We start from the raw sequence: 12,671 nt of genomic DNA on the forward strand, positions 1-12,671 counted from the left end.
CCCTGTTTTTTCTTGCGAGGTTTCGCGAATGCCATTGACTGCCAAAAGCCGTCGCCCGTTGCGCACCCGCATTATGGTGACCCTTCTGTGTGGGTTGCTCCCGGTGATGTTGGGCTGCGTCATTCTCTATATGCAGGCTGGACGGGCTCTCAAGCAAAGCAGCACCCTGACCGCCGACGAAGCCCTGCGCCAATTCGAACTGATGCTCGACAATACGGCCCAGTCCGCACGCGAATTACTGCCGTTGGCCGGTCAAAATTGCGACGACGTCAAGTTGGCCCTGCGCGAACAGGTCACGCGTCGTCCGTTTGTGCGCTCCGCCAGCCTGGTATGGGACGACACCATTTATTGCAACTCTTTGTTCGGAGAGGTCCAGGAGAAGATCACTGCTGGCGACTATGCGCAAGGCAGGCTACTGCTCCTGAGTGGCAACCCGGTTACTCCCAATACGGCGGTGCTGGTGTACCGCCTGAGTGAGGGCAAACAGGGAGCACTGACGACCTTGGACGGCTACCACCTAAGTACCGTGCTGCGCCTGATTGGTCGCAACACATTGCTGCTGCTGGAAGTTGGCCCGAACTGGTTGTCCGCAGACGGCAAGGTCAATGGAGGCGCCCCGCCCGAGTTGCCCGTGGCCGAAAGGCAACGTTCTTCCTCGCAATATGCCTTTACAGTCGCCGCCGGCTTCCCCGAGGGCGAAACCTGGAGATACATGGCCAGCGAATACCCGCCGTTGTTCAGCCTGCTGATTTTTTTTGGGGTGGTGTCGGGCGCCACCGGGCATTACTTGCAAAAGCGTTCATGGTCGCCAACTCATGAAATGCAACGTGCTTTGGCCGCACAGGAGTTTGTCCCGTATTTTCAGCCGGTGGTGCATGGCGATACCAGGAAGTGGTCTGGCACAGAAGTACTGATGCGCTGGAAACACCCGAAGGAAGGCTTGGTACGCCCTGAAATGTTCATCCCGTTTGCCGAAGATTCCGGGTTGATCGTGCCTATGACCCGCTCACTAATGCGACAGGCTGCCAAATGGCTGGGCCCTGTGTCTGCCTCGTTTAATGAACCCTTTCACATCGCCATCAATATCACCGCCAGTCACTGTAACGACCTGAAACTGGTCCAAGACTGTCGTGAGTTTCTCAGCGCCTTCGCACCCGGCTCCATCAACCTGGTGCTGGAGCTGACCGAGCGCGAACTGATCACGCCGAGCGACGTTACGCTTCAGTTGTTCGAACAGCTTCATGCGCTGGGGGTGATGATCGCGATTGACGACTTTGGCACCGGGCACTCCAGCCTGGGGTATCTGCGTCAGTTCAATGTGGACTTCCTGAAAATCGACAAGAGCTTCGTTGCCATGATCGGCATTGATGCCCTTTCGCGGCACATTCTGGACACGATCATCGAACTCTCCGCCAAGCTCGATCTGGGGATCGTCGCCGAAGGTGTGGAAACCCAAGAACAAAGTGACTATCTGAGCGCCCACGGCGTGAACTTCCTGCAAGGATATCTGTACGGTCGACCGATGACCGGCGCAGAATTCATTAACGCATTAACCCACCATTAACTTGTGACTTTAAGCGACGGGACATCGACAACCCGCACCCAATTGAATCAAAAGACTACTGTTGTTACATGGAGAAAAAGTCAGGATTTACTCTTGGCCAATTAACTACTACAATTTTTCATGCCTGTGCAAAATTGGCAGGTGAGCCACTATCACCGAGTCGCTTCAAGGCTCTTGGCTTATAGCTTTGTTTGCGGTTGGTATCAGCCAAACACACTATTGGAGTAAAGATATTGTCCAGACTCGCTGAATTTCGTGCAGCTGAAAAGGCCCTTCAGGAACAGCTCAAGCAGTTGGAATCGCTGAAGAATGATGCCGGGCTCAAGAAAGAAATCGAATTCGAAGAAAAGCTCCAGGGGCTGATGAAAACCTACGGCAAGAGCCTGCGTGACATCATCGCCATTCTCGATCCGAACCCGGCAAAATCCGGTCTGCAACAAGCAAAAACGCCTAAAACCCGCCGTGCTCGCGTGGTCAAGGTCTATCAGAATCCGCACACCGGTGAACTGATTGAAACCAAGGGTGGCAACCACCGTGGCCTGAAAGCCTGGAAGGAACAATATGGTGCATCCACTGTTGATTCCTGGCTGCGCAGCTAACAGCTTGTGGTTATAAAAAAGCCCTGCCAATGCAGGGCTTTTTTTTATGGATACCCTCTAAATGCAACGATTGGAGGAGGATCAACTCGCAACTTGCCGATTAACTTAGTGTTTAGTGCCGTTGGGTATCTAAAAATGTCGCCCCACCAAAAAATCCGCCGCCACGTAAAACCCCAGCACTAAAGTTTCAAGCTGTTGCGGAGCGCTTCAATTTCTTCCTGACTTTCCTTATAAGCGTCGGCCTGCCCCGCGTACGAAAGAACATAGGCGTTGTCGGCGTCCACCGCCCCTACCAATGTTTGCGACAGCACATGTCGTCCATTCTGAGTAATGGTGCAGGTAGTTTCCAGGGCCGACAGACGGCTCAGTGTCGCTGGATGAATTTTGTTACAGACACTTTGATAGCCGCTTCGATAGAAGTCCTTTTGCACCGCTTTACGCATTTCCAGCAGCACGCCCTGCACATTCACCTGATGACCGCTCTCCACCTGAGTCATGGTCAATTCCATGACCATCACCGGCGTACCGCTTTGATCGCTTTTGACCGCGCGTTGACGGGACACTTTAGAGCCGGCATCTTGCTGCGCGAGCGCTTCAACTTCCCAGCCAATTGGCCATGTCACCTGTGGCGCTTCTGCATGAGCGCTGGCAACCGATGACAAGATGCCGAGCACGACGAACATCGATTTACAGAATCGAACCATTGCAATAGCACTCACGGAATGAACCATAAAGTCTGAGCCTCGCCCGCCTGTCCGGCAATAGCTGGCGGTTTAGGTTTGGTGATGTCTGAGGCCTTGCGTATCATTGTCGCCATTCGTTAGCCCCACTTATTTTCCGGAGGGCCCATGAGCCTGCACGAATTGAACACTTTCCCGGGCGTCACCGCCCAGCCTGATACCGCGACCCAGAAGTTCGTCTTCAACCACACCATGCTTCGGGTCAAGGACATCACCAAGTCCCTGGACTTCTACACGCGCATCCTCGGTTTCACTCTGGTGGAAAAACGCGATTTCCCGGAAGCGGAATTCAGCCTGTATTTCCTGGCCCTCGTCGACAAAAACCAGATCCCGGCCGATACCGCTGCTCGTACCGAGTGGATGAAGTCGATTCCTGGCATTCTCGAACTGACCCACAATCACGGGACCGAGAACGACCCGGACTTCACCTACCACAACGGCAACACTGACCCACGTGGTTTCGGTCATATCTGCATTTCCGTGCCGGACATTCACGCGGCGTGCGAGCGTTTTGAAGCGCTGGGCTGTGATTTCCAGAAGCGCTTGAATGACGGGCGCATGAAGAGCCTGGCCTTCATCAAGGATCCGGATGCGTACTGGGTTGAGATTATCCAGCCTGCTCCGCTGTAATACACACGGCATATCCCCTGTAGGCGTGAGCCGGCTCCGGGCGGCGTTCCGACGATAGCGGTGTGTCATTCAATATTAATGTGACTGACAAGCCTCCATCGCGAGCAGGCTCACTCCTACAATTTGTAATGTGTGAGGCAGAAAAAACCCCATGATCACTCATGGGGTTTTGTGTTTTCAGCGTCGGCGATTATGCCGGGGCCGAGGTCCGGATCAGGTGATCGAATGCGCTCAACGAAGCCTTGGCGCCCTCGCCCACTGCGATCACGATCTGCTTGTATGGCACGGTAGTAACGTCACCGGCAGCAAACACGCCTGGCATCGAAGTTTCACCGCGAGCATCAACGATGATCTCGCCGCGAGGCGACAGCTCGATGGTGCCTTTGAGCCAATCGGTGTTGGGCAGTAAACCGATCTGCACGAAGATGCCTTCCAGTTCGACAGTGCGCAACTCGTCCGACTGACGATCCTTGTAGCGCAAACCGTTGACCTTCTGACCGTCGCCCAACACTTCAGTGGTTTGCGCATCGGTGATTACGGTGACGTTGGGCAGACTGTGCAACTTGCGCTGCAAGACCGCGTCGGCGCGCAACTGTACGTCGAATTCCAGCAAGGTCACGTGAGACACAATGCCGGCCAGATCGATCGCCGCTTCAACGCCGGAGTTACCGCCGCCGATCACCGCCACACGTTTGCCCTTGAACAGCGGGCCGTCGCAGTGCGGGCAGAAACATACGCCCTTGGCCTTGTATTGCTGTTCGCCCGGCACCCCCATTTCACGCCAGCGCGCGCCAGTGGCAAGAATCAGCGCCTTGGTTTTCAGCGTGGCGCCGCTTTCGAACCGAACCTCATGCAACTCGCCCGGATTCTTCGCTGGGATCAACGCCGTGGCCCGTTGCAGGTTCATGATATCGACGTCGTACTGTTTGACGTGTTCTTCGAGGGCACTGGCCAGTTTCGGCCCTTCGGTTTCCTGTACGGAGATGAAGTTTTCGATGGCCATGGTGTCGAGCACCTGCCCACCAAAACGTTCCGCTGCCACGCCCGTGCGAATGCCCTTACGCGCCGCGTAAATGGCCGCCGAAGCACCGGCCGGACCGCCACCGACGACCAACACGTCAAAGGCTTCTTTGGCGCTGAGCTTCTCGGCTTGACGCTCGATGCCGCTGGTGTCGAGCTTGGCGAGGATTTCTTCGAGGCCCATGCGACCCTGACCGAAATTCACACCGTTCAGGTAAATGCTTGGCACAGCCATGACCTGGCGTTCATCGACTTCAGCCTGAAACAACGCACCGTCGATTGCGACATGGCGGATGTTCGGGTTCAACACCGCCATCAGATTCAGTGCCTGAACAACGTCAGGGCAGTTTTGGCAGGACAGCGAGAAATAAGTCTCGAAACTGAACTCGCCTTTGAGCGAGCGGATTTGTTCGATCACTTCAGCACTGGCCTTCGAAGGATGGCCGCCTACTTGCAACAGGGCCAACACTAACGAAGTGAATTCGTGGCCCATCGGGATGCCGGCGAAACGCAAGCTGATGTCGGCTCCCGGGCGATTGATCGAGAACGATGGCTTGCGTACATCATCACCGCTATCGAGCAAGGTAATTTGGGTGGAAAGACTGGCAACGTCTTTCAACAGTTTGAGCATTTCCTGGGATTTCGCACCGTCGTCGAGGGAGGCAACGATCTCGATCGGCTGGGTGACCCGTTCCAGGTACGACTTCAACTGGGCTTTAAGATTGGCGTCCAACATACGGGCGATTTCCTTTTTCTGTTTCATAAAAAGCAGGCATAAAAAAACGCCCGAGCGAATCTCGCCCGGGCGTTTTTGAGGGCGGTGCAGCTTACTGAGTAGGTGCGGCGTACCGCCCTGATGAAGCGCTCACAGACTTAGATCTTGCCGACCAGGTCCAGGGACGGAGCCAGAGTGGCCTCGCCTTCTTTCCACTTGGCTGGGCAAACCTGGCCCGGGTGAGCAGCGACGTACTGGGCAGCCTTGATTTTGCGCAGCAGCTCGGAAGCGTCACGGCCAACGCCGCCATCGTTCAGTTCAACGATTTTGATCTGGCCTTCAGGGTTGATGACGAAGGTGCCACGGTCAGCCAGACCTGCTTCTTCGATCAGCACGTCGAAGTTGCGGGAGATGGCGTGAGTCGGGTCGCCGATCATGGTGTACTGGATCTTGCCGATGGCTGGCGAAGTGTTGTGCCAGGCAGCGTGGGCAAAGTGGGTATCGGTGGAAACGCTGTAGATCTCGACGCCCAGTTTTTGGAACGCGTCGTAGTTGTCAGCCAGGTCTTCCAGTTCGGTCGGGCAAACGAAGGTGAAGTCAGCCGGATAGAAGAAAACGACAGACCACTTGCCTTTCAGGTCAGCGTCCGAGACTTTTACGAAGTCGCCATTTTTGAAGGCGTCAGCTTTGAACGGTTTAACTTGGCTGTTGATGATAGGCATCGATGACTCTCCGTCAGGGTTGAAAAGTTGATGAAGTGAATCCTACCCACTCGGCCCCCGGATGGCTCATTGGCAAACCTCATGCTGCTGATTTGTTTTCGCTATTAGCCGACGGTATTAATAGACGAAAAAGTGATCTACAGCGCCAATGGCTTTTCGGCGAGGCGGGCCATGCCGAGAAACGGGCTGGCTTCAACATAGCGCATGGCGGACTTCATATCCTTCCAGCCCACGTAACTCATCAACGACTTCAAGTCCCAACCGCTTTGATGCGCCCAACTGGCAAAGCCGCGTCGCAAGGAGTGGCTGGTGTAGTGCTCGGCGGGAATGCCGGCGCGCTCCAGAGCTTGGCGCAGTAACGGGATGACGCTGTTGGCGTGCAAGCCCTCCTCGCTCAAGTGGCCCCAGCGGTCGATGCCTCGAAAAACCGGCCCGCGAACCAGTGCGGCTTCGGTGATCCATTGTATGTAGGCGTTCACCGGGCAAAGGCGCTGCAAGGCAGGGGTCTGGTAAGTCTTGCCATGGTTCTCGCGGTCGCTCTTGGTTCGCGACAAATAGAGCGTAATGCCTGAGCTGGCTATCGCCTTAACGTGTTCGATTTGAACGCGGCACAACTCATCACTGCGAAACCCGCGCCAGAATCCCAGGAGGATCAGCGCCATGTCGCGTCGGGCTCGCAGGAGTGCGGGTTGATCTTGCCGCGCCTTGGCCTCTGTCGCTTCCTTCTCTAACCAGGCCACCACCTGCTCCAGATGCTGAAGTTGCAACGGTTCGGCCTGTTTCTCCTGGGCCGGGTGCAACGCGCGAATGCCTTTGAAGACTTTGCGCACCACCGGCGCCTTGGTCGGGTCGGGAAAACCCTGGCTGTTGTGCCACTGTGCCAGCGCCGACAAACGCAACTTCAGCGTGTTGATCGATAACTCCCCCGCATACGCCACCAGATAGCGCGCAACGCTGTCGGCGGTGGCAGGCAGAAACCCGCCCCAACTGACTTCAAAATGCTCAATGGCGGCCCGGTAGCTGCGGCGGGTGTTGTCGCGCGTGGCGGCCTGTAGGTATCGATCCAGCTCAGTCATCGGCTCAACTCTCTAAAACGTACCGCGTTGGCGGGTGCAATCGCGCCGTGTAGCTCATCACACGGGGTAATACCAGTATATCCCGCATGATTAATTGACATCATTTAACTTTATTTTTCTGATGGTACACTGCGTAAATTAGTGGCATGTACCACAGTACAAAATCGTAGGAGAACTCATGGCTCGTGGCGGCGTAAACAAAGCAGTGGTGCAAGCAGCACGGTTGGCGATCCTCGCCCGCGGCGAAAATCCAAGCATCGATGCAGTACGGATCGAAATGGGCAACACCGGCTCGAAAACCACGATCCATCGCTATCTCAAGGAGCTGGACGACGGCAGAGAACGCGCCGAGCCTGCGCCAGAACCTATCGATGACGAGCTGGCAGGCCTGGTTTCGCGCTTGGCTCAACGCCTCAAGGAAAAGGCCCAGGAGCCCATCGACCAGGCTCGCGAGCAGTTCGATCAGCAGCGCAAAGCGCTGGAAAGCCAACTGACAGACGCACAGAAAACCAACACCGAATTGCATCAGCAGTACGAGATGCAAAGCCTGGCGCTGACACAGGAATCAGAGTCACTTCAAGAAACCCGCTCGATGTTGCAGACCGAGCAAACCCGCAATGCCGGGCTGAGTCAGGCGTTGACCGGCTTCGAATTTCGCCTGCAAGACAAGGACGAGCAGATCCGCTCGCTGGAAGAAAAGCACCTGCACGCGCGCGAGGCCTTGGAGCACTACCGTAATGCCGTCAAGGAACAGCGCGAGCAGGAACAAAGCCGCCACGAGAGCCAGGTGCAGCAGATTCAGATGGAGTTGCGTCAGGCGCAGCAAAGCGCAATGGTGCGCCAGGATGAGATCACTCAACTGCACCGCGACAATGAGCGTTTGTTCACCGAAAACCGGGGCGCACAAAGAGAGCTGAGCCTGTTGCAGGATCAACTCAAACAAACCAATAGCCGACAGGACCAATTACTGGAACAGGTCCATCGCATCGACAGCGAGCGCACCCTCTTCCAGGAACGCTTGCGCGTCGCACTGCTGGAAAGTCAGTCGCTGAAGCAGAGCGTCGACGAGCAGTCGCAGATAAACAAAGTGCTGGAAATCGAGCTGTTCAAGACTCAGGCGAGTCTGGATGAAAGCGTGCACCTGGCGGCGGTCAGAGCGACAGCGCCAGACGCAGCCAAGGACGATTAACCTGCTACGGGCGAGCGCATGGTGACGAACTCTTCGGCGGCCGTCGGGTGCACGCCGATGGTTTCATCGAAGTCACGCTTGGTCGCCCCTGCCTTCAAGGCGATGGCCAGCCCCTGCACGATCTCGCCGGCATCCGGCCCGACCATGTGACAGCCGAGAACTTTGTCGGTCTTGGCATCTACCACCAGCTTCATCAACGTTCGCTCCTGGCATTCAGTCAGGGTCAGCTTCATCGGGCGGAAACGGCTTTCGAAGATCACCACCTCGTGACCGGCTTCGCGGGCGTCTTCCTCGCTCAAGCCAACGGTGCCGATGTTCGGCAGGCTGAACACGGCGGTCGGGATCATCTTGTAATCCACCGGGCGATATTGCTCGGGCTTGAACAAGCGTCGCGCCACGGCCATGCCTTCGGCCAAGGCGACCGGCGTCAGCTGAACTCGACCGATCACATCGCCGAGCGCCAGTATCGACGGCTCGGCCGTCTGATACTGCTCGTCGACCTCGATAAAGCCTTTCTTGTCGAGTTTGACGCCGGTGTTTTCCAGGCCGAGATTATCGAGCATCGGGCGCCGACCGGTCGCGTAGAACACGCAATCCGCCTCCAGCTCGCGACCATCCTTGAGCGTCACCTTCAGGCTGCCATCAGATTGCTTGTCGATACGTTCGATGTCGCTATTGAACTGCAGGTCCATGCCGCGCTTGGTCAGCTCTTCCTGCAAATGCTTACGCACCGCCCCATCAAAACCGCGCAGAAACAGCTCACCGCGATACAGCAACGTAGTCTGGGCGCCCAGCCCGTGAAAGATGCCCGCGAACTCAACGGCGATATAACCGCCGCCCACTACCAGTACGCGCTTCGGCAATTCCTTGAGGAAGAAGGCCTGGTTGGAACTGATTGCATGTTCATGCCCCGGAATTTCCGGGATCTGCGGCCACCCACCGGTCGCAATCAGGATATTTTTAGCGGTGTGGCGCTCGCCATTGAACTCGACCGTGTTCGGGTCGACGATTTTGGCGTGACCTTCATGCAAGGTAACACCGCTGTTGACCAGCAAGTTGCGGTAAATGCCATTCAGGCGATTGATCTCGCGGTCTTTATTGGCGATCAGAGTGGCCCAGTCAAACTGGGCCTCACCCAATGTCCAGCCAAAACCGGACGACTGCTCAAAGTCTTCCGCGAAGTGCGCGCCGTAAACCAACAATTTTTTCGGTACGCAGCCGACGTTCACACAGGTGCCACCCAGATAGCGGCTCTCGGCCACGGCTACTTTCGCGCCAAATCCGGCGGCAAAGCGCGCAGCCCGCACACCGCCGGAACCTGCGCCAACCACATACAAATCAAAATCAAAGGCCATTTTCAATCTCCTCGGCAGTCCACAAGCATACCCGCAGACGTTCGCCGGGCAAGCACTGCAAACGATATGGGGCCAGAAAATGAAAAAGCCACCCGGAGGTGGCTTTTCAATACAAGCAGGTCAGCAGCTATCAGTAAGCCTTGCCAGTCTTGTAGAAGTTCTCGAAGCAGAAGTTGGTCGCCTCGATGTAGCCTTCAGCGCCACCGCAGTCAAAACGCTTGCCCTTGAATTTGTAGGCAATCACGCAACCGTTTTTCGCCTGTTTCATCAACGCATCGGTGATCTGAATTTCGCCACCTTTGCCAGGCTCGGTTTGCTTGATCAGCTCGAAGATGTCCGGAGTCAAGATGTAACGACCGATGATAGCCAGGTTCGACGGAGCATCTTCCGGGGCCGGCTTCTCGACCATGTTGCGTACACGGTACAGGTCATCAGCGATCAACTCGCCAGCGATTACGCCGTACTTGTTGGTTTCCTGCGGATCCACTTCCTGAATCGCGACGATGGTGCAGCGGTACTGCTCGTACAGCTTGACCATTTGGGTCAGTACGCCGTCGCCTTCGAGGTTGACGCACAAGTCATCCGCCAGGACCACGGCGAACGGTTCGTCACCGATCAACGGGCGACCAGTCAGGATCGCGTGGCCAAGGCCTTTCATTTCGGTCTGACGGGTGTAGGAGAACGAGCACTCGTCCAGCAGCTTGCGGATGCCGACCAGGTATTTTTCCTTGTCGGTGCCCTTGATCTGGTTTTCCAGCTCATAGCTGATGTCGAAGTGGTCTTCCAGGGCGCGCTTGCCGCGACCGGTGACGATGGAAATTTCGTTCAGGCCAGCGTCCAGAGCTTCTTCGACGCCGTACTGGATCAGTGGCTTGTTCACCACCGGCAGCATTTCTTTGGGCATGGCTTTAGTCGCTGGCAGGAAGCGAGTACCGTAACCGGCTGCTGGGAACAAGCATTTCTTGATCATAAAAGTCCTTGAAAGGGCTGTGTGTACGAGTTTCGGCGCAGTCTAATCAGGCGGCGCGCACCTTACAATGCCCCGCACTGGCTAACCGATGCCAACATAGAGAAATATTCCTGCGGATAGTTCCGCAGATCGTTCGGCAGCGTCTAATAGATAGCAGATAACTTGGCGATTCAACCAGACAAGCAATCGCACCACCATACGCCCATCAGCACTCTCCGGGTGCATTTGGCGCTATCATGGCGCAATTGAACCAGCCAACGAGGCAGATAGATGTCGGAAGCAAAAAGCGTCAACGGGTTCCTGATCAATCAGGCGAAAGACGGCCAGTGGTGGATACACAACTTTGGCGGCGGCGAGATTATCACTGGGCCATTCCCTACCGAAGCGTCGGCGATTGAAGTGGCATCCGTATTGCAACTTGAACACCCGCCCGTCAAACGCCGCGGTAAAGACAAGACTTGATCTGAAACCGCTTTTGACAAAGCCCTGCCCTGCGCAGGGCTTTTTTGTGATTGCCTGCAATAGAAGTGGCCCTTCGCTATAACCTTTTGATGCCAGCGCTGTCACAGGCTTAGCCCCATCCTCCTGACGACGACAACGACATGACTAAATTTTTGCCACTGATTGCAATATTGACCCTGAGCGGCTGCGCCACCTCGGAAACGGCTTATCTGAACAATGGTGAGCAGGGGCTGACCATCGACTGCTCCGGCGAAGCCAACTCCTGGGCCACGTGCTACAAAAAAGCCGAGACCTCTTGCGCTGGCACCGGCTACCGGATTGTCGGGACTGACGGCACGCCGTCAACCAAGGAAAGCGACAAGACTCTGGGTGTCGACGTCGGCAATTTCAAGAACCGCAGCGTTGTCGTGGTCTGCAAGTAAGGCATCGACGTTACATATGAATTTCAGCGAATTTGATCCCAAGGCCGCGCACGGCCTCGATCAAATCGTCGAGACGACTGAAGGACTCGACTTCATCGTTATCGTCCACCAGAAAATAACTGCGCCCGGCGCTTTTCTTGAAAAACACGATCCATTCCCCTGAATTCGCCGGATTCTGAATCACATGGGTGGCAGAGATGTGGCCCTCTGCATGGCGCTCCCTAACCTGCTCTCGCTTCATGCCTGACTCCAGAAAAGACAATGCCGTCAAAGCGCAGCCTTGACGGCATCGATGTAAATTGTCGCTAGTCTATCAGCCGGAAATACAGGTATTGGCGGCTTTCTGCACGTCCTTGGGACGCACCGGCACATTGGACATGCGCTCATGCAGCTTGATGCTGCTGCCACCGGAGCGGTTTTCAATGTCAAAGACCGCTGCGGGACCCGACGAGAACTTCGCCGGAACGATTACGCGCACACCGTCTTTATGCGGCTCAACTTGCAGAGCGCCACGGCTTTCGGCCAGCTGTACCACCAGGCACTGCGCGTACTCATGGGGCTTCTTGCCTGAGATCACGTTCATCGTAGGCAGCGTCTCATCGATTTCCGAAACACTTGCGCAGCCACTCACAACCAACGCCAACGGCAGGACTAACAGACCCCACTTCATACAAAACCTCCGATAAAGACCCTCGGACAGCACAAAGGCTGATTTTCTCCGAGGCATGCCTCATTTTTCGCTCATGGATGGCCGAATAACCGGTTTTAATTGCAAAAGCGGAGTGCGACGAACCGATAATAACCTGTTCGGGCTGATAAACTGCGCCAATCGCCCATGCTATCGTTTTGATTTTGTAGAAAAAGCCCTTCTGGAGGCGCCTCATGAAATTTATCCACCAGCGCGAGCACCTCAATGAAGACGACATTGTCGTCATCCAGTGCTCCCAAATGTGCAACATCCGCTTGATGAACGACGCCAACTTCCGCAGCTTCAAGAATGGCGGTCGTCACACTTACCACGGCGGTGCATTCGACACCTTCCCGGCCCGGATTACCGCGCCGAGTACCGGTTTCTGGAACATCACCATCGACACGGTCAACCGCCGGCCGATCAGCGTGACCCGCAAACCAACCCTGACGCATTCGATCAAGATCATCCGTCGTTCCAGCACAAAACTGAGCTGATAAACGTCCGAACATGAAGTAA

The 12,671-nt window shown here is 55.8% G+C and carries 15 protein-coding genes; 7 read left to right on the forward strand and 8 right to left on the reverse strand.

Annotated features, from left to right (window positions below; translation table 11 throughout):
• Window positions 1-28: 28 nt before the first annotated feature.
• Window positions 29-1,564, forward strand: coding sequence for an EAL domain-containing protein (locus AC3ISI_RS14465; RefSeq protein WP_489337596.1), 1,536 nt, complete (start codon window positions 29-31; stop codon window positions 1,562-1,564).
• Between the two features lie 233 nt (window positions 1,565-1,797).
• Window positions 1,798-2,163 (forward strand): histone-like nucleoid-structuring protein, MvaT/MvaU family, encoded by a 366-nt coding sequence (locus AC3ISI_RS14470; RefSeq protein ID WP_223513479.1) that lies wholly within the window; start codon window positions 1,798-1,800, stop codon window positions 2,161-2,163.
• 179 nt (window positions 2,164-2,342) lie between these two features.
• Here AC3ISI_RS14470 and AC3ISI_RS14475 read toward each other — a convergent pair whose 3' ends face one another.
• Entirely contained in the window at window positions 2,343-2,867 is a 525-nt protein-coding gene (locus AC3ISI_RS14475) for a DUF4946 domain-containing protein (protein WP_489337717.1), read from the reverse strand.
• A gap of 144 nt (window positions 2,868-3,011) precedes the next feature.
• Between AC3ISI_RS14475 and gloA the strand changes: the two genes are divergently transcribed.
• Entirely contained in the window at window positions 3,012-3,533 is a 522-nt protein-coding gene (gene gloA, locus AC3ISI_RS14480; RefSeq protein WP_489337598.1) for a lactoylglutathione lyase, read from the forward strand.
• A gap of 190 nt (window positions 3,534-3,723) precedes the next feature.
• Here the strand turns inward: gloA and ahpF are convergent, their stop codons facing one another.
• The 3 genes from ahpF to AC3ISI_RS14495 form a co-directional block, all read right to left on the reverse strand.
• Window positions 3,724-5,289: an alkyl hydroperoxide reductase subunit F gene (gene ahpF / locus AC3ISI_RS14485; RefSeq protein WP_489337599.1), complete on the reverse strand. Its 1,566-nt coding sequence runs from the start codon at window positions 5,287-5,289 to the stop codon at window positions 3,724-3,726.
• A gap of 137 nt (window positions 5,290-5,426) precedes the next feature.
• Window positions 5,427-5,990, reverse strand: coding sequence for an alkyl hydroperoxide reductase subunit C (gene ahpC, locus AC3ISI_RS14490; protein ID WP_007975937.1), 564 nt, complete (start codon window positions 5,988-5,990; stop codon window positions 5,427-5,429).
• 137 nt (window positions 5,991-6,127) lie between these two features.
• Entirely contained in the window at window positions 6,128-7,066 is a 939-nt protein-coding gene (locus AC3ISI_RS14495) for a site-specific integrase (protein ID WP_489337600.1), read from the reverse strand.
• A gap of 178 nt (window positions 7,067-7,244) precedes the next feature.
• Here AC3ISI_RS14495 and AC3ISI_RS14500 point away from each other — a divergent pair, with 178 nt between their 5' ends.
• A complete protein-coding gene (locus tag AC3ISI_RS14500) occupies window positions 7,245-8,255 on the forward strand; it encodes a DNA-binding protein (RefSeq protein WP_489337601.1) in 1,011 nt (336 codons plus the stop codon).
• Here the strand turns inward: AC3ISI_RS14500 and gorA are convergent.
• Both gorA and galU read right to left on the reverse strand, forming a co-directional pair.
• Entirely contained in the window at window positions 8,252-9,610 is a 1,359-nt protein-coding gene (gorA, locus tag AC3ISI_RS14505; protein WP_489337602.1) for a glutathione-disulfide reductase, read from the reverse strand. The genes AC3ISI_RS14500 and gorA overlap by 4 nt on opposite strands.
• Before the next feature lie 130 nt (window positions 9,611-9,740).
• Window positions 9,741-10,580, reverse strand: a complete 840-nt coding sequence (galU, locus tag AC3ISI_RS14510) for a UTP--glucose-1-phosphate uridylyltransferase GalU (protein ID WP_007946194.1) — start codon at window positions 10,578-10,580, stop codon at window positions 9,741-9,743.
• Between the two features lie 270 nt (window positions 10,581-10,850).
• Between galU and AC3ISI_RS14515 the strand changes: the two genes are divergently transcribed.
• Both AC3ISI_RS14515 and AC3ISI_RS14520 read left to right on the forward strand, forming a co-directional pair.
• Window positions 10,851-11,042 carry a hypothetical protein gene (locus tag AC3ISI_RS14515; RefSeq protein WP_489332547.1) on the forward strand — a complete coding sequence of 64 codons (192 nt, stop codon included), beginning with the start codon at window positions 10,851-10,853 and terminating at the stop codon, window positions 11,040-11,042.
• 140 nt (window positions 11,043-11,182) lie between these two features.
• Entirely contained in the window at window positions 11,183-11,464 is a 282-nt protein-coding gene (locus AC3ISI_RS14520) for a hypothetical protein (RefSeq protein WP_489332548.1), read from the forward strand.
• A gap of 10 nt (window positions 11,465-11,474) precedes the next feature.
• Here the strand turns inward: AC3ISI_RS14520 and AC3ISI_RS14525 are convergent, their stop codons facing one another.
• Window positions 11,475-11,705, reverse strand: a complete 231-nt coding sequence (locus AC3ISI_RS14525) for a hypothetical protein (protein WP_054614586.1) — start codon at window positions 11,703-11,705, stop codon at window positions 11,475-11,477.
• 72 nt (window positions 11,706-11,777) lie between these two features.
• Window positions 11,778-12,134 carry a hypothetical protein gene (locus AC3ISI_RS14530; protein ID WP_489332549.1) on the reverse strand — a complete coding sequence of 119 codons (357 nt, stop codon included), beginning with the start codon at window positions 12,132-12,134 and terminating at the stop codon, window positions 11,778-11,780.
• Between the two features lie 212 nt (window positions 12,135-12,346).
• On the opposite strand from AC3ISI_RS14530, the gene AC3ISI_RS14535 reads away from it, so the two are divergent.
• Complete coding sequence (locus AC3ISI_RS14535) at window positions 12,347-12,649, forward strand: DUF1883 domain-containing protein (RefSeq protein ID WP_016984992.1); 303 nt, start codon at window positions 12,347-12,349, stop codon at window positions 12,647-12,649.
• Window positions 12,650-12,671 lie beyond the last annotated feature (22 nt).

The organism is Pseudomonas sp. GL_139_B (assembly GCF_057834475.1).